This window comes from Paenibacillus shenyangensis (genome assembly GCF_000346635.1).
Taxonomy (GTDB): domain Bacteria; phylum Bacillota; class Bacilli; order Paenibacillales; family Paenibacillaceae; genus Saccharibacillus; species Saccharibacillus dauci.
In genome coordinates this window covers 113,332-131,321 of the sequence record NZ_AOIG01000008.1, presented here as the reverse complement: position 1 = coordinate 131,321, position 17,990 = coordinate 113,332, and the positions used below count along the sequence as shown (strand labels likewise).

At 47.6% G+C, this 17,990-nt stretch carries 15 protein-coding genes and 1 pseudogene; 13 read left to right on the top strand and 3 right to left on the bottom strand.

The features are described 5' to 3' along the window. Nucleotides 1–184 precede the first annotated feature (184 nt). Nucleotides 185–850, top strand: coding sequence for a YdcF family protein (locus tag H065_RS27320; protein ID WP_081604074.1), 666 nt, complete (start codon nt 185–187; stop codon nt 848–850). Between the two features lie 142 nt (nt 851–992). Here the strand turns inward: H065_RS27320 and H065_RS0107300 are convergent, their stop codons facing one another. Further along, nucleotides 993–1,361 (bottom strand): iron-sulfur cluster biosynthesis family protein, encoded by a 369-nt coding sequence (locus H065_RS0107300; protein ID WP_017812377.1) that lies wholly within the window; start codon nt 1,359–1,361, stop codon nt 993–995. A gap of 322 nt (nt 1,362–1,683) precedes the next feature. Between H065_RS0107300 and H065_RS0107295 the strand changes: the two genes are divergently transcribed. Beyond that, on the top strand, nt 1,684–2,142 hold the full coding sequence (locus H065_RS0107295) for a hypothetical protein (RefSeq protein ID WP_017812376.1): 459 nt from the start codon (nt 1,684–1,686) through the stop codon (nt 2,140–2,142). Nucleotides 2,143–2,300: 158 nt separating this feature from the next. Here H065_RS0107295 and H065_RS25460 read toward each other — a convergent pair whose 3' ends face one another. Together H065_RS25460 and H065_RS0107285 are read right to left on the bottom strand one after the other, a co-directional pair. After that, complete coding sequence (locus tag H065_RS25460; RefSeq protein ID WP_017812375.1) at nt 2,301–5,441, bottom strand: Ig-like domain-containing protein; 3,141 nt, start codon at nt 5,439–5,441, stop codon at nt 2,301–2,303. Between the two features lie 51 nt (nt 5,442–5,492). Next, nucleotides 5,493–6,551 carry a pectinesterase family protein gene (locus H065_RS0107285; RefSeq protein ID WP_017812374.1) on the bottom strand — a complete coding sequence of 353 codons (1,059 nt, stop codon included), beginning with the start codon at nt 6,549–6,551 and terminating at the stop codon, nt 5,493–5,495. A gap of 248 nt (nt 6,552–6,799) precedes the next feature. Here H065_RS0107285 and H065_RS0107280 point away from each other — a divergent pair, with 248 nt between their 5' ends. The 11 genes and pseudogenes from H065_RS0107280 to H065_RS28160 all read left to right on the top strand — a co-directional run bounded on the left by H065_RS0107280 (nt 6,800) and on the right by H065_RS28160 (nt 17,989). Further along, nucleotides 6,800–7,672 (top strand): helix-turn-helix transcriptional regulator, encoded by an 873-nt coding sequence (locus H065_RS0107280; protein ID WP_017812373.1) that lies wholly within the window; start codon nt 6,800–6,802, stop codon nt 7,670–7,672. Between the two features lie 361 nt (nt 7,673–8,033). Next, nucleotides 8,034–9,368, top strand: a complete 1,335-nt coding sequence (brnQ, locus tag H065_RS0107275) for a branched-chain amino acid transport system II carrier protein (protein WP_017812372.1) — start codon at nt 8,034–8,036, stop codon at nt 9,366–9,368. A gap of 211 nt (nt 9,369–9,579) precedes the next feature. After that, complete coding sequence (locus H065_RS0107270; RefSeq protein ID WP_017812371.1) at nt 9,580–10,476, top strand: aldo/keto reductase; 897 nt, start codon at nt 9,580–9,582, stop codon at nt 10,474–10,476. Nucleotides 10,477–10,794: 318 nt separating this feature from the next. After that, on the top strand, nt 10,795–11,790 hold the full coding sequence (locus H065_RS0107265; RefSeq protein WP_017812370.1) for a Gfo/Idh/MocA family protein: 996 nt from the start codon (nt 10,795–10,797) through the stop codon (nt 11,788–11,790). A 12-nt stretch (nt 11,791–11,802) separates the two neighbouring features. Then, a pseudogene (locus H065_RS0107260) lies at nt 11,803–12,006 on the top strand (PfkB family carbohydrate kinase); the annotation flags it as partial. Nucleotides 12,007–12,219: 213 nt separating this feature from the next. Continuing rightward, nucleotides 12,220–12,717: a hypothetical protein gene (locus H065_RS0107255; RefSeq protein ID WP_017812368.1), complete on the top strand. Its 498-nt coding sequence runs from the start codon at nt 12,220–12,222 to the stop codon at nt 12,715–12,717. Continuing rightward, on the top strand, nt 12,714–15,134 hold the full coding sequence (locus H065_RS0107250) for a molybdopterin-dependent oxidoreductase (RefSeq protein WP_017812367.1): 2,421 nt from the start codon (nt 12,714–12,716) through the stop codon (nt 15,132–15,134). Before H065_RS0107255 ends, H065_RS0107250 begins: the two co-directional genes overlap by 4 nt. Nucleotides 15,135–15,221: 87 nt before the next feature. Next, a complete protein-coding gene (locus H065_RS0107245) occupies nt 15,222–16,349 on the top strand; it encodes a TDT family transporter (protein ID WP_017812366.1) in 1,128 nt (375 codons plus the stop codon). 232 nt (nt 16,350–16,581) lie between these two features. After that, a complete protein-coding gene (locus H065_RS0107240; RefSeq protein WP_017812365.1) occupies nt 16,582–17,307 on the top strand; it encodes an SDR family oxidoreductase in 726 nt (241 codons plus the stop codon). Between the two features lie 86 nt (nt 17,308–17,393). Then, nucleotides 17,394–17,801: a MerR family transcriptional regulator gene (locus tag H065_RS0107235; RefSeq protein WP_238557915.1), complete on the top strand. Its 408-nt coding sequence runs from the start codon at nt 17,394–17,396 to the stop codon at nt 17,799–17,801. 32 nt (nt 17,802–17,833) lie between these two features. Next, the gene (locus H065_RS28160) at nt 17,834–17,989 is read left to right on the top strand and encodes a hypothetical protein (protein ID WP_238557914.1); all 156 of its coding nucleotides are present in this window, start codon (nt 17,834–17,836) and stop codon (nt 17,987–17,989) included. The last annotated feature ends 1 nt before the right edge of the window (nt 17,990 follow it).

Sequence of the window (17,990 nt, the reverse complement as noted above, 5' to 3'; positions counted from 1 at the left end):
TGCTGGCACCACATAAAGCTCTTGCCCATACAGCCGGGTATAGAGCTTTTTGGCGTTAGGAATTCCTTGTAAAACACAGGCACGTCTGAGCAGGATTGGCAACAGTCACAAGACTTGTGTTACGCTAAAAAGGAAAATATGTATCATAATTGAACTTGCAGGATTGAGGAGCGTACATAGCATTATGAAGTCAAAGAAAAGCAAGACGGGGCATTCCCTTAAGCTTCACCGCTTGAAAAAAATATGGCGTGCACATCCACGCACAAGATGGACATTATTAACAGTGTTCAGTCTGTTTTTGCTATCATTCATCATTTGCGAAGCACTGGTGTTATCGCAATTTGATCGGGATGATAGCAACTCTTCCCATAATCCATATGTTCTAATCCTAGGCTCTGGGCTTAAAGAAGGAGATCAGCTGCCAGTCACTTTGCGTCAACGTGTAGACACCGGTCTGGTGTACTGGCAGCAGCACCGCGATAGCAAAATTATCGTCTCCGGCGGTCAGGGAGTGGATGAGACCGTACCGGAAGCAGTAGCGATGAGGGATTATCTGCTAAAACAGGGCGTGCCACCTGGAGCCATACTGCTGGAAAGCCGCTCTACCAGTACATACGAGAATCTGCTATTCAGCCAAAAAGTAATCGATGCAGATCGTGATACGGCCTCGGGTACCTATAATGCGATTATCGTAACCAGCAACTATCATATGTATCGTGCCCGTTATATTGCGGAACATCTGGGCTATACAGCATACGATGGCATCTCCAGTCCGTCACCGCTGCGCTTGATTCCGGTTAGTGTGCTGCGTGAATATCTCGCTATGATCAAAACAGTGCTGACAGTATAACGTCTGATCATGAATTATCGATTGAAAATGCATCTGAATATGTAATAAATCAACATCCGTTATCGAAAAAGGCATCGGTATAAGAGAAGTTAATCTCTTATACCGATGCCTTTTATATTAGAATGAATTTCAAATATTATTATTAACGCAGTGCACAGGAGTTGGAGGCGGTGCTGGCAGGAACATCCATGCCACGTAGATCTCTGATTTTGACATTGCTGCTGTATAGCATGGAATCACTGCGCAATTTGAAAGAAGTGAAGTTAGGCTCTGCATCCAGATACATTGCAGCTTCAAAATAAATCTCGTGCTGACGGTCGATCAAAATAGGCAAGGAATTAGTCTCGATCACACTATCGTTGGCATCCTGCTGATCTACAATCAGGAGTACCGGAATACCATCACAACCACAGCCTTCACCAGTATCGTACAGTAATTTGTACATACCTGGTTGTTCGCCAAGACTTGCTTTTAATTTCTGATCTGCGAGTTCGGTTAATTGGATTCTCATGATAATCACCGGTCCTTTTACATTTAATTTATTAAAATTAAATTGTTTACAATATTATTATAGCATGAATATAAATTGTATACAATACATTATTTATCTTTTAGTATTCTTTTATTTCTAATCATATGTATTACCCGTGCAGACAAATAGTCACACAGCAGCAATCATATCCTGTTCGAGTCATTTTGCAGTATAATAGAGCAGCTGACGCTTCTGGTGAAGAGAATCGGGTTATTAATACTATTATGATTACATAGCCATAGTGTTACAAGTATCAGCTTATCATGGTGATGGAACGGATGGACGGGAGAGGATTTTGCCTATGAAAATAACAATGGATTACATACGGGGCTATCTACAGGGAGTTGCCCAACTGAATATGATGGATAACTGTGCGCTCGATTATGATCTGGATGAGATTCCGGCGATTGGCACATTGGTAGAGAGTGTTTGCGGGTATATGCAGCTAACACCTGACCGGGTAAGTCTGGATCGGTTGCAGGATTGGCAGGATCATCTGCTGCAAATGCTGCCTGGCTGGCTGTATTATCGCTGGCGCAGCGCGGATGCCGCTCAACAGGGAGTCATCCCCTTCGATCAGGAGCATGGAAGCCGTCATTTTATACATATTCTCAAAGAAGGATTGTCGAATGTAGGCAATGTGGTAACTGTATTTAAAGTAACCAGTACACCGGATTCCTTTTATGAGCTGGAATGGGACGATTATCTGTTCTTCACCAATGGCAAGCTGTATCTGCTGCATTTTGGCATGAGTGATTGAGATTCGATATTAGATCACTGAGGCATAAGACAACACTATATACCGACCAATAAAAGAAAGTCCGGCAGCGGATTTTCTTTTTTTTGCATATGAAAAGTACCTACCGGATAGGTTCCGGCAGGTGCTCTATACTGCAATACATGATCATGCGCTTGATTTCAGGGCTGAATAGGAGAGTGGATAGAGACATTATCCAGACTCAGATTACCTTTTTCCTGTTCCGGCGTCTGGGCAGTAAAAGTAGCAATGGTAGCAACTTTGTTCATAAACGGAGCCTTTTTGGCCACCAGCTGGTCGTTCATGTAAATGTCTGCAGTCTGACTCGCGATATCGGCAATAACAATAATATGATACCACTTTCTTGGCTGTGGTATCTCGTCACCAAGTGGACGTACTTCCTTGGAAGAAGCATAATAGGAAAAGCCCTGCGGACCGGCGTTAATAGCGACAGCGGCGTAACCACCGGGTGTATTCAGCAGCTGCAGCATTCGGTCATAGGAAGCCTTTTCGTTCAGCTGAATACGGGTATCGAGTATAACTTGGCCGGTCTGTTCCTTGAAACGCTTGGTGATCCGGGTAGTCTCTTTACCACTATCCGAGAGAATCAGCCCCTGACTGCCCAGAGCAGGATGTTCTACGGATGATGTATCTGCAGAAGGGGTGAGATTGCCAATCAGCACATGATACTCGTCCGTACCTGGATGTGCCGGTTCCAGCGTATAACCTGCTGGAGGAGAGCCGGCTGTATCCTGCTCAAAATCATCCAGTGCCCAGTAGGCAGTCACCGGTTCTCCGGAAGTCATTGCAGCGGAGACAGGTGCCGAAGGCAGACTGCTATTGGCTGCGTTGACTGCAGTGACCCGGTAATAATACAGCTGTCCTGTAGCAGCTGTATTATCTGTATATTCCGTCGGTTGTACTTTGTCGGCGACAATGGTATAACGTCCAGTCTCGACATTGGCACGCTCAACAGTGTACGTATCGGCTTCAGCGACTGGTGTCCAGCGAATCTGGATACCTTTATTGACGGCTGTACCATACACATTATCCGGTACAGACGGCATATGTTCCAGATTACGTATGGAAATATCGGAAAATTGCGCAGTATTGTAATTGTGAATCTCGTTATCGATCGCTGCAGCATCAGCGGCAAAACCTGCATAGATCGTGTCCGGCATATCAGGCAATGTGACGGAGCCAGCCTGAATCCATTCTTTTCCGTATTGGGAGAGAAAAGCATAGACCGTATCTCCGGTGCGTACCAGCTTCATATAGCCCGGAGCGAGAAAGTCTTCGGTCTGCTTGTCGACAGCTTTGGCTCCGGGATTCAGACGATGAATAAACCGTCCGGCCTGACCGTATTTGACGGTAGATTGGGTTAGTGCAACCATCTGTGCATCAGCATCCAGACTGCTGCGGATCATCATGCCTGCCTGGGCATTATTATCGATACGTGATTGACGATCTATTCGTGATATCATTTCAAAATCGCCGGTTAACTTCTGATAAGTGAGCGAGAAGTCATCTCGCCGCTGACTGGTACTCAAGGAATCGCCTTCTCCATAACGACCGCTGCCGCGTACGATTAGACGATCTGCCCAAGCTGTCGCTGTACCGTGTACACCGACTTGACCAATATCTGCTGTGGTCCATGGGTCATCTGCTTCAGGTCCGACCACATGCAGGGTAATCGTTGAACTGCTGGTAGCAGTGCCTGCATTATCTACTGCTCGGGCAGTTATATAATGTGTTCCTTCCGGTACGGCATCCCAGCGATACTCATAAGGCGCAGTAGTATCCCTGCCAATCCGTTTGTTACCGGCATAGAAATCAACGCTTACGATACTGCCATCGAGATCATAGGCGTCAGCTGTTACCGTCAGCGACTGATTGGCCTGAATCAGCTGATCTTTCTCCGGAGTACGGATATTGACTACTGGATTTAATGATGTATCATGGTCAGCCAGTTCGTTCAGATAATTCTCCAGATGCGTATATCCGTCTGTACCCATCAATAGACTGTCTGAGGCATCAGTTGGATTCAGTCCTCGCTCAATCTCCCAGTCATCCGGTATACCATCATGATCCTGGTCTACAGGAGCAGCAATACTTAGCATCTCTGGATAGCCGCCTGCTTCGGCAGGTGAGTTCAGCATTCTGCCACTGCGCTGGGATACTTCGTTCATAATGCGCGCATCGATCGAATCGCGCTTGGGCAGCGTCGCACCGGCTTCTGCCAATACCGATATATAGGCCTGCTCTGCGCTCTCGGTCTGAATCGGATTGGGCATTGTTACCGGTTCGTCCAAGCGGGATGCAGGAGGGGCATCCGGCATACTAAGCCAGTTATTTGCCGTTAGTTCCGGATATCCGTCCACATGGTTACCATCAATATACCACTGGCTGGTAGCGGACGGAGTATCCCGAATCATACCGCGTACGCTGCGGGCGGTGTCAGGACCATATTTGTAGTAATTACCGACTATATTGGCTGCAATATTTTCACCGCCATAAGTCGCCATGAACTGCCAGTTATAAATAATATTATTGCGAAAATCGACTGTATCGCCGGCATCACTGGCAAAGCGCGGATTCCGGCTGGCATTATGAGCGATCAGATTATGGTGAAAGGTAACGTTGCGTCCACCCCAGATTCCGCCGTAACCATGCCGTCCCTTGGAATGATGGGACATGAGCATGCTCTCGGAGGCGATAGACCATTGGACCGTCAGATTCTCGTTCTGGTAGGGGGATAGTACTTCGTCTACCGAATTACTGAAAGAACAATGGTCAATCATGATATTTTGGTGTTTGCGCAGCCCGAAAGCATCACTTTCAGTAGAATGGGCATCGCCCAGACGAAAGCGCATATAGCGAATAATCACATTATCGCTATCAATTGTCGTATCATAATCCAGCACGGCAATCCCATCTCCCGGTGCAGTCTGTCCGGCAATCGTCAGGTTGGAACCCTTGATTTTGAGCGGGGATTGAAGATGGATATTGCCGGAAATCCGGAAGATAATCGTACGATTGCCTACGGATACAGCATCACGCAAAGATCCGGGTCCTGAATCATTCAGATTGGTAACTTCATAAATGCTGCCTCCGCGTCCGCCTGTTGTATACATGCCGCCACCTTCTGCGCCGGGAAAAGCAGGAAGAAGTGCACCGATTGCAGATGCGTTATCCGTTGGGGGAATCGTCTCTCCAGCTTCGGCAGTAGCAGGAATCATCATCGGGACGGCTACGGCTGCTGCCAGCAGGGAGCGTGTCCACTGTGAAATCATAGGGATCATTGGATTCTCCTCTCACTTGATGAGTATGATCTGCTTCGCATTATTTTCTGATCATTTTGCCGGGTTCCATCCGTCGTTACCAGCGAGCACCGACGAGATGGTAATGGCCGCTGCTTCACTGGAAGAAAGGAGTTTGGACCAGCCTACTCTTGTACCGGCAGCACCCGGTCCTTTGCTGTTATATTCCGAATAGCGGGCAGTCTGCTCGTTGGCTGCATTGCCCCAATTGTTCCAGCCTTCGGGCCGGATATGACTATCCATCGTAGTATTGATATAGGTGACCGAGCTGTATGGGCGCCATGGACGTCCCAGATGTACCGAGGCATTGCCAACTGCGCTACTACGTGTCAGCTTGCTGTTCAAAAACACATAGCCATATGGCTGCTCGACAGGTGTAGACGCGGCAGTTATGTAGCCATTGCCCAGACTTTTCAGCTCGCAATTATTGAATACCGCTGTAGCACTGCCAAAGACAAAGTCTACGGTGCCTTCAATATAGCAATTCTCATAATACTGTCGTCCGCTGCCAGGTGTATAAAGCGTATCCTGATGGCCCAGCATCCGCACATTTTTGAATATCGCCCGATCACCGCGCACGTACAGGGCTACTGCCTGTCCGGCGTCTTTGCCGGCAGTATTGGCAAATGTAATATTCTGCGCTGTAAAATGATCGGACATAACAAAGGTGCTGGAACTATTGGTTGTTCCGCCAGCAGATGCGGATGTGTCGCTGTACGTAAGAATCGTATCGGTAGCACTCTCACCGGTTAACGTAATATAGGGCTTATCTTTTGGAAATGTAATCTTTTCTCGATATGTTCCATTTTTGACGTAGATAGTCACGGGTGATTTGTTACCGCTTGCAATAGAGTCGATGGCAGATTGCACCTTACTGTACTGGCCTGATCCATCCTGGGCGACAGTAATCGTTTTGGTCTGACTGGCGTCGGCGACTAGAGAGGAGGTAGCTGGCTGATCCTGGGCCTGGGTAGACTGGACAGGCAGCAGTGATAATCCGACTGCGCATGTGCACACCAGAATCATTGATGTATTCCAATAGGATCGCTTGCCGGCAGAACGAGCAGATGGTTGCCATAATTTTAATTTCATACTAATACAACTCCTTTGGGATAAAAGAATGCAAAACAGATGATACCTGCCGGATTCCGGAAGACCTGCAGGTGGGACATAGCCAATATAACCATTAATTTACAAGTGATCACAGAGCCATTATAGTACAAGTAAAACAAAGAAATTTTGCATTTCTTGTCTGGAATACGCTTACATTTTGCTTTTGTTGTCTTTTACTGGAGTAAGAAAGGAACGAATAGATTGTAAAAGCGCAAGGAGGAATGAAGATGGAGACTCTGGAAGCAGTTGGTTATAGTGTGGATCCACAGGAGAGTATGCGCATTCATTATTTGCGGCAGATTGGCTACAGCGCTATGCCACGTTATCATTCCCATTCTAGCTACGAGATTTTTTATGTACAGGATGGAGGGAGAACCTACTTTATTAATGAGACGGCTATTCATGCAGCCAAAGGCGATCTGGTTTTTATTTGTCCTACCGATCTGCATCGTACCGTCAGTACAGATGCGCTATTATGCGAACGGATTCTGGTTAATTTTACCGAGGAATTTATTCGTGAAGGGGGTGGGCTATTGTTCCCGCTGCAGGAGCTGGGACGCGATCCGCTCTATCATTTGCCGTTCGAAGAACAACATGCCGTCCAGCAGTGTCTGCAGGAACTACTGTCAGAGATGCAGCGCCGGGACGCCGGATACATCGAATACAGTCGCTGTCTGCTCACCGGGCTTCTGATTCGTTTGTACCGGATAAGACGGCGAGAGCACGGTCAGCCTGCTGCAGTAACATCAGTTATACATCCCATGGAGACCAAAATTACCGAGATTGCCCGCTATATCAATGATCACTTTGATGAGCCGCTGACACTGCAGGGAATCGCCGAATTGTTTTATATCAGCCCATCGTATCTGTGCCGAATCTTCCCACGGATTACAGGCTTTCATTTTCGGGAGTATTTGCAGACGATTCGGCTGCGTGCAGCACGTGAGCTACTGCGTCATAGTACGCTGAGTGTCGCCATGATTGCCGAGCGAACCGGCTATGCACATACTGCCAACTTTAGCGTGATCTTCAAAAAACTAACTGGCTGTACGCCCAGTCAGTATCGGATCATGAACCGACAGAAGCGGAATATACAATAGCTGACTGCTGCATTGTGATGCCGAGCGCACGGATAAAAGGTCGGATCGATAAAGATTATTTTGCAATTCTCAATAATTGTCATTGAGGCATCGGGCAGAGTGAGTTAAAATATAACCTTATGCGTGAGATATACTTTAATCACATTGATCTGGAGGCGGCAAAAGGAACGGAGCAGCAGTTAATCAGGCGTTAGTGTACATATACACATCGGCGCGTTGAAGCGGAACAGCTGTATCTTCCGTAAATGAAAAGAATTTCGAACGCATGGCATCCGGCACCTGGAGCACTGTAGGAGTGGAGAGATAGATCCGGACCGGATGACAAATAGAATTGCATAGCGATTTATCGGAGGTTCGTTCTTTGGAGAAAAAAATACCATTTTCATTCATCGTAGTTATTGGATTAATGCTGTTTGCGCTCTTTTTCGGTGCAGGGAATCTTATTTTCCCAACCATGCTGGGTCAGTCTGCCGGAACTAACTTTTGGCAGGCCAATATAGGCTTTTTGATTACAGGAGTAGGACTGCCTACCCTAGGCGTGATTGCGCTGGGATTCTCCGGCAAGGATGATCTGCAGTCGCTGGCGAGCCGGGTGCATCCTGTATTTGGTCTTATATTTACGACTGTACTGTACTTGGCGATTGGTCCGCTGTTTGCTATTCCACGGACCGGTAATGTTTCGTTCGAGATTGGTGTCAAGCCATTCCTGTCTGCGGATTGGTATACGACAGCTGCAGCTATTTTCTCGATTATATTCTTTGGGATTACCTGTTTCTTCTCATTGAATCCGGCGCGTATTGTGGATATTGTCGGTAAAGTTCTTACACCCATCAAGCTGACCTTTATCAGCGTACTGGTCATTGTAGGACTGCTGTATCCTATCGGTGGATTCCAGGCTCCAACCGAGAAGTATATGACACATGCGCTGTTTAACGGATTCCAGGAAGGGTATCTGACCATGGATGCGCTGGCAGCTTTTGTATTTGGTATTATTGTCATTAATGCGATCCGGGAGCGCGGAGCAACGAGCCGCAAGCAGATTGTTACAGTTTGCCTAAAAGCAGCGTGTATTGCAGCACTGATTCTCTCGGTTCTGTATGTGGCGCTTTCCTATATTAGTGCTTCCAGTGTGCAGGCTTTTGGCTATCTGGAAAATGGCGGTCAGATTCTGGCGAGAATGTCCAGTTATTACTTTGGCACATCCGGTGGCATCTTCCTTGGTCTAATGATCACGATTGCCTGCCTGACAACCAGTGTGGGTCTGATCACTTCATGTGCATCGTACTTTCACAAACTGCTGCCGCGCTTTAGCTATAAAAAGCTGGTAGTTGGTCTGTGTCTGTTCAGTGCGGTAATTGCGAATATCGGACTAAATGAACTGATTACCATTTCGGTACCGGTTCTGACCATTATTTATCCACTGGCGATTGTACTAATGTTCCTGACATTTTGTCATTCCCTGTTCAAAGGAGAGCGACTTGTATATCAGGGCAGTATGCTGCTCGTCTTCATCATCAGTCTGGCAGATGGACTGAAGGCAACTCCATTCCATCTGGCAGCACTGGATCATTTTCTGGAAAGTTATCTTCCGATGTATACAATTGGTCTCGGCTGGATTCTGCCGGCGATCATTGGTGCGGTAGGAGGATATGTAATCAGCATTATCCGCAAGGATTCTTCACTGGTTAATTCCTGATTAACAGCCGCCTTCTATGGTATATCTCACTGCCCGGACAGTTCTCAGAGCTGTTCGGGTTTTTTGTCTATATATAAATTCGGTCAAAACTACTATTTTCTCATCAATTAGGGTAATACATAACGTACAGCAGCTTGGAACATACAGCATGGCACCATTCTGGGAGTTGGTTACACACTCCAGACCACATAACCGGAGGAGGCTATACATCATGGAAAAGCGTAAATATGGCAATACAGATATGCAAGTAAGTGTACTCGGATTTGGCGGTTCGGAAATTGGAAGCGGTATCTCACAGAGTGAAGTTGATCAGCTTTTGCATAGTGCACTGGATGCAGGGCTGAATATTATTGATACAGCAGAATGTTATGGAGATAGCGAGGAGTTGATCGGTAACGCACTAGCAGACCGGCGTGATGATTATTATCTGTTCAGCAAATGCGGTCATGCAGCCGGCTTTGAAGCGCCTGACTGGGATCGCAATATGCTGGAACAGAGCATTGATCGCAGTCTGCGTCGTCTGCAAACCGATCATCTCGATATGATCCATCTGCATAGCTGCTCGGAAGAAGTGCTGCGCCGGGGAGAAGTGATTGAAGTGCTGCAGCGTGCCAAGCAGCAAGGCAAAACGCGTTATATCGGTTACAGTGGAGATAGTGCAGATGCACTGTACGCGATTGAGACAGGAGTATTTGACAGTCTGGAGACATCTGTCAACATTGCCGATCAGGAAGCGATTTCCTTGACGATTCCGGGTGCACGTGAGCGTGGTATGGGCATTGTTGCCAAACGTCCGATTGCCAATGCAGCATGGACACGGGAGCAGGTAGAACCGCAGGATTATGCATTTGTGTACTGGAACCGGCTGCGCGATCTGAATTATACATTCCTTCAGGATAAAGATGTACAGAATAGCATCAAGCAGGCATTGCGATTTACCCTGAGTATTCCCGGTGTGGATACGATGATCGTTGGTACAACCAAGCCTAATCGCTGGTCTGAAAATGCAGCTCTGATCGCGGATGGCGTATTGTCGCAGGAGGAGTTCGATCATATCCGTCAGCGCTGGTTCGCTACTGCCGAATCGGAATGGGTTGGACAGATTTGATATGAATGCATAACCTATAAATATAATCGTTGAAGCAGTGGTGCATTTTGTATCTGCTGTTGTCTATATCCAGTCGTATAAGAATGAACTGGTATATCATATACAACGTATGGTTATAATAATTACCGGTATTAGTTGTTACAGAGTCTTTCGGTCGGCTGTGCAAGCAGGATCTGCACAAGCAATCGAAAGGCTCTGTTTTCTGTGCGCAGGGAAATCCATACAGCCTGACGGCCGCAACAAATTCCTGTATAATCACTATCTGTATAGGTATATTTTGAAAGGCAACTATTCTCAAATAGACGGGTGGTCACAACAATGCAATCAACAGGTTTGGCATTTGTAGGTGCAGGTTTTCATGCAACAACAAATATCTATCCGGCAGCCGTAGCGGCAGGAGCCGAGATTCAGGCAATCGCAACACGTAGTCTGGAGCGCTCACAACAGGCATTGCTGCGTTTTGGAAGTCAAGGGCAGGCTTACGATCGGTATCAGGATCTGCTGGATAACGAGCACTATCGCAATATTGTGATTGTAGCCCAGCCGGAAGATCAATTTCAGATGACCATGACTGCTCTTCAGGCAGGCAAGAATGTATATACCGACAAGCCGCTTGGATGGAATGCAGTACAGGCCCAACAGGCTGCCGAAGCCGCTGCAGCCAGCGATTCCATATTGATGGTAGGCTTTATGAAGCGTTATGCGCCTGTCTATCAGCAGTTGAAAGAATTGATTGACCGTCGCGAATTGGGACGTGTACGTTCTTTTCAGATGAACTTCGCGGTAGATGGCACTCCTTTTTGTAAAAATGAAGAGCAGTTTATCAAGCTGGCTGCTATTCATATGATAGATCTGATTCGCTATCTGTTCGGTGAAGCTGTTGACGTCACCGGTCTGAGTATGGATGAGCAGGGTCATCTCTCGCAAAGTATTTCATTGCGTATGGATGATGGGGTGATTGGCAGCGCCTACTTTACGAGTATGACGGCATGGTCGCGGGAGAGTGAACAGGTGACGGTCACTTTTGAAAATGGCTTTGCCATTGCTCATGAGATTAATGAACTGCGTATACATAAGTCGCTGGTAACAGACGATCTGCCCTGGAAATCACTTCAGGAACAAGATACCATCTATACGCCATCTGCGACACCGATGTCGGGCAGCTATCGTGATCTGTATCTGCGTGGTTTTGTTGGCGAGATGAATCATTTTATGGATTGCTGCAATCAGGGAACGGTACCTTTGTCCAGCGGTCAGGATAACATCGCTACAATGGCACTCTGTGACCGTATATTGAAAGCGCTGGCTCGCTAGGCAGGAAGTTGTCCGACATTCCAGGTTGAAGCAATGAATACGACAGGAGCAGGGGATACGTTTAATGCTGCATTATTTGGAGTAGCGCTGGCCGAAGGGCGCTCGCTGCAGGGCATTCTGCAATTTGGTAATCGTGCTGCTCCCCTCTCGATTACCAAATTGGGAGCGCAGGGCGGAATGCCAACATGCGAAGAAGTGAAAGCTGCGTCCTCCTGACTGAATAATACACTCATACTCCAGTAAAATGGAGCACTTATAAATAACCGGTAGATCTGCCGTAACAGCAGCAGATCTATCGGTTATTGTTGCAGGAATACATATGTAGAGGTATGCATATTTAAAATTTGGGTAATGGCTTATGACCTTGTATAAATATTACGATCCTGTGCAACGGCTTATTTTGGCTCTGCCTATTAGAGGAGGTACAGCATGAACCCATTATTGCCTTATTGCGAAGCCCTGTCAGAAGATGTTAATCAGGTACTGGAGCAGACAGCTCCAATGAAGCATCCACTTATTGAACTTATTCGTTATTCGCTTGAAGAACAGCAGGAAGCGCTAAAAAAACTGATTCCTGTATTGACCGCTGATTCGGAGCAAATACCGTCCGCCGATAACGCAAGTCATCAGAAGTCATCAAATTCCGATCAGCATCCCGATCAGTCTGCATTGTCTCTTGATCAGATTCGTCCCTACCTATCGATCTTGTATCAGAATAATGAAGTGGCAGAACCGACTATGCGGGCATGGGTACGGGCTGTCCATTGGATACCTTCGTTTGAGACGGAGCATACCGAACAGATTCGTAGCCGGTATAAGCATATGCGCGAGCAGCTGGATGAGATTGCTGTGAATCTGCGCGAAATTTACGGTCAGGCAGCGATCAAGTATGTCGTGCCGACCTTTTATCTGGAGGTAAGCCTATGAGTTGGCAAAAAGAACGTATAGATATGAACATATACAGTCAGGGTGAAGTCGACAAATGGGTGTACAGCACCTGTAATATTTGCTCAATCGGCTGCGGCTGCCATATTGCAGTCAAAGACGATAAGATCGTCGGTATCAAAGGTAACGGCCAGCATCCGATTAACCGCGGACGGCTCGGTCCCAAAGGTGAAAATCAGTGGTACGCCAACAATAGCTCCGATCGTCTGCTGACACCGCTGATTCGTCGGGATAATGGACAACTGGAACCTGCAAGCTGGGAAGAAGCGATGGAACTGATTGTCTCCAAAGCAAGAGAATCCCTGGAGCGTCAGGGCAGCAATAGTATCGCGATCTATTCTACGGGTCAGGGATATCTGGAAGACTATTATACGATTGCCAAAATCGGTCGTGCCGGTCTGCATACTCATCTGTTGGATGCCAATACCCGTCTCTGTACGGCAACTACGGAATTCTGTCTGCTGCAGTCCTTTGGTGCGGATGGAACACCGGCTTCCTTTGATGATGTAGACGTAACCGATACGCTGATGCTGTTCGGTCATAATGTAGCGGAGACCGGTACGGTTCTGCATGAACGGATCATGCAGCGCAAGCAGCGGGAAGGCAAACCCTACATTATTGCGGTTGATCCGCGTCACACGTTGACTGCCCGCCATGCGGATCTGCATCTGCAGCTGATTCCGGGTACAAATGTGGCGCTGCTCAATGGACTGGTTCATCTGATGATCAAGAACGGGAATATTGATCGACAGTTTGTCGAACAGTATACGATTGGGTTTGACGAGATGGAGCATTCGGTTGCTGACTGGACGCCGGAAAAGACTTCACAAATCACCGGTATTCCGGTGGAGCAGCTGCACGAAGCCGCCCGGGTGCTGGGAGAGACGCCATCCATGGTAACAACGACTTTGCAGGGAACGTTCCAGAGCGCAGATGCTACTACCGCCTGCGTAGCCATCAACAATATGCATCTCATCCGCGGACAGATTGGCAAGCCTGGTTGCGGACCACTGCATATGGCGGGTCAGCCCAGCTCCTCTGCCAATCGTACAGCAGGTGGGGTGGGTACCTATCCGGCTCAGCGTAATCCAATGAATCCGCAGCATCTGCAAGAGATGGCCGATCTATGGAATGTAGACGAAGCGACACTGCCGGCTGGTCCCGAAAAAGGAATCGAAGAGCAGCTGGATATGATCGAGCAGGGCAAAGTTACTTTTTTCTGGAATATTGGTACCAATCCGATGGTATCCCTGCCGAACCGTCGGCGTGCTCGCAAAGCGCTGGAAAGCATCTTCGTGGTTGTTCAGGATCCATTCCTGACCGAGACTGCCAAAGTGGCGGATGTCATCCTGCCTGTCGCGCTCTGGGGAGAGAAGGAAGGCACTATGGAGAATGCCGACCGGACAATCAATGTACTGCGCAAAGCCGTAGAAGCACCACAGGGTGTCAAAAGTGACCTGCAGATTCTGATCGACTTTGCCCGTCGTATGGATCTCAAAGACAAGGATGGTCAGCCGCTGATCGGTTACTCGACACCGGAAGAATGCTTTGAAGAATGGAAAACTGTCTCGCGCGGACGTCCATGTGATATGACCGGCATGACCTATGACAAGCTGGAGCAACATAACGGTATGCGCTGGCCGGCCAATGAACAGCATCCAACAGGAACCCCGCGTCTATACAGCGATTACAAATTCCCTACGGATGCAGATTACTCCCAGAGCTATACCAAGGATCAATTCAGCGGCCGCGCATTAAGCCGCGATGAATTTGTCAGCAAGCAGGCAAATGGTAAAGCAATCCTGCATGCTACCCGCTATCTGTCGCCGACTGAGCAGCCCAATGAAGAGTATCCAACCTGGCTTACCACTGGACGGCTCGTATGGCACTGGCATACCCGTACGAAGACGGCCCGCTCGCCGTATCTACAAATGGCTGCGCCAAATGCCTATGTAGAGATTCACGAAGAGGATGCAGCCGCATTATCCATCGTGCAAGGAGAAGTCGTACGGATCAGCTCACCACGGGGATGGATCGAAGTACCGGCTCGTATCGGTACAGCCGTACAAAAAGGACTGGTCTTTGTACCATTCCACTATGGTAGCTGGGAAGGTCATGAATCCGCTAATGATCTCACTGCCGATTTTACCGATCCGCTGTCCAAGCAGCCGACATTCAAGCAGGCTGCCTGCCGGATTGATAAACTGCGCAAGCAGCATATTGTAGTTGGAGAAGAATCAGCGGACTATATTGCCGAGCAGTACCAGCTTACCGTCGAGCATCTGCTGCAGGCGAATCGACTGGTTACCCCTTACGATATCCAGAGCGGACAGACACTGGAAGTACCGATTTCGGTTGTTAATGCACCGATTCCTCCGTATATTCCACAGCGCGGATAGAGCAACGTGCAGTACAGGAATACGGGAGTACACTACCTTGGTGATGTGATATACTAGAGCTTATATCTGTTATAAAGGAGAATCACTATGCTGATTATTTTGCTGCTGTGCTGCATGATTGTGGGTCTGGTCGCATTTAGTGCAAATAAAAATCTACATGTTGCACCCACTGCAGCGGGCAGCATTGTTATGGCGCTCGGTATTTTCATCCAGGGAGTATGGCAGCATATGTCCGGACAGGGACCGCATAGTCTGATGACCAGACTGCTGGTAATCGGTACGGCTCTGATCTGGTTATATTTGCTGGTAAGTTATATTGCTTCGATCCGTCGATCCAGCTTTTACCGGGATCATCTAGCTGATCCGGTACAGCGGTTTGCGATCGGTACCTGGGTGGCAGGTACGTCCACGCTGCTGATTAATTTATTTGCTTCATTTGGTGTCTACTGGGTGCAGGAGACGATTCATATTATAGCTGTGCTCAATGCAGGGCTGTGGTTATTTTTATTGTATTTTATGTGTCTGGGCTGGTACCAGATTTTGCTGCAAAAGCAATATGACCGTACTCATGGTGTATTGCTTCTGTCAGCCGTATCCACGCAGTCGATTGTGCTGCTTTTTCATCAAGTGTTCAGTAATGGGTATGTAGCATTCTGGCTTAATCAATCCATGATTGCGCTCGGATTATTATTTTATCTAATCAGTGCTTCGCTGATTCTGTATCGTTATAGCCGCAGACCGGAGCGCCTGATAGCAGATTGGACCGATACGAACTGCATCCTGTACGGTGCGCTGGCGATTACCGGTGCAGTCGTTCAGGCAACCCATGCCTGGAGCGATACGGCTATTCTGATACTCTGGTGGATAACGCTGCTGATTCTGATCGCGGTAGAGTGTACGGAAGGGCTGCGAGCCATTCGCCGGATTCGGCAAAAAGGCTGGCGCCATGGTATTGGCATCTACAATACAGCACAGTGGACTCGGCTATTCACACTCGGAATGTTCTATTTTTTCACGATGCGTACCGAACAGCTGTATACGGAACATACCGGTTCGACTGTAGCCCTCGGCATCCATCGCTGGATTCTAAGCGGTGGCGCCTGGATCATTAGTATTCTGCTGATCATTGAGCTGGTCCTCTGGATTCAGGCCATGATAGTCCGGCGTTCCAATCGGATTGAAGCCGATAACCAGCATTCTTCAATGGTCAAATAAATGGGTGAAAAATAAAATAAATAAATAAAAAAAGATCGTGCATACTCTTTCAGGCAGAAAATCAGGGTTATACCAAGGCCCGCAGCAGACGATTTCTGCTGCATCGCAAAGAGTCATGCGCGATTTTTTTATTATTTTGGCAAAAGGATGCTTGACTTGGAGTGTACTCCAAGTTGTAGTCTTGCTGTAGGCGGCCGCCAGATGACACCATATAATAGAGGAGACGGTATAGATGACACAGGAACAGACAGTTTTGATTACAGGCGCCAATAAAGGAATCGGTTATGAAGCAGCGAGACAGTTGGGACAAAAAGGATACTACATTTATCTGGGAGCACGTCAACCTGCTTATGGACAGCAGGCAGTAGAGAAGCTGCAGAGCGAAGGTATTCAGGCAGAGTATGTACAGATCGATGTAACCGATGTAGCGACGATTCATAGCGCAGCAGAGCAGATTCGCCAGCGGTCGGGATCATTGGATGTGCTGATCAACAATGCAGGTATTGCAGCAGGCAGCAATGCGCCGAGTGAAGAGGCAATCGAGGATATCCGTAAAGTCTACGAAGTCAATGTATTCGGTGCGATTCAGGTATTGCAGATTATGCTTCCTTTAATCAAAAAAGCGCCGCAGGGACGAATCGTCAATGTATCCAGTGGTCTCGGTTCGCTCGCATTCAATAGTGATCCATCGCATGAACATTATGAAGCCAATTCGCTGTCGTATAACAGCTCCAAAACAGCACTCAATGCAGTAACAGTCATATTTTCTAAGGAATATAAAGAAACTCCGATCAAGATCAATTCAGTAGACCCCGGCTATACCGCAACCGATTTGAATGGAAACAGCGGTCCACGTACAGTGGAACACGCTGCGCAAACGGTAATTGGTCTGGCACTTATCGACGAGAATGGTCCTACTGGTCAATTTTATGATGAGAATGGACCTATTCCCTGGTAAACTATACACTTACAAGGTAACACTTATTCAGGAAAATATTGTCTGATGAGAGGATGAGCAGGATGATTGAAATACCGGATATGCCCATGACCATACGTGAGGCTGCTGAACTAACGGGACTCAGTGAAGATACACTGCGCTATTATGAACGTATTGATCTGCTGCCACCCGCAGAGCGCAAGTCAAATGGACACCGTTTTTATACGGCCGAGCAGGTACAGAGCATTATTTTCATGACCCGGCTCAAATCGATCGGTATGACATTGGAAGAAATGAAAGCATTCCGTGCCCTGATTAGCCAGGGAGAGAGTACGTTGGAACAGCGCAAGACGATACTTAGACAGCAGCATGAACATATCAGCAGTGAAATCCGGAGACTGAAGGATGTGCAGGAAGTGCTGGAGTATAAGCTTAAGCACTATGATCGATTATCCGCTAATCCACAGGTGGAAGATATGGGCTGTGAGCTTCCGAACCCTTATCGAAAGCAATAAATAGGGTATGGTTGCGTATTCCCCTTCATCATATGAATAAAAGAAGAGATTTGCCTGAACTGCGGTTTTCGCGTGCAGTATCCTACAAGCTCTTCCTATCGATTTGCATATCCAAAAAAGAAGCCGCCCGGATGGAACCGGAAGCGGCTTCTTTTTGGATGGCAGAGTATCAATGCCGGGAGTATTGAC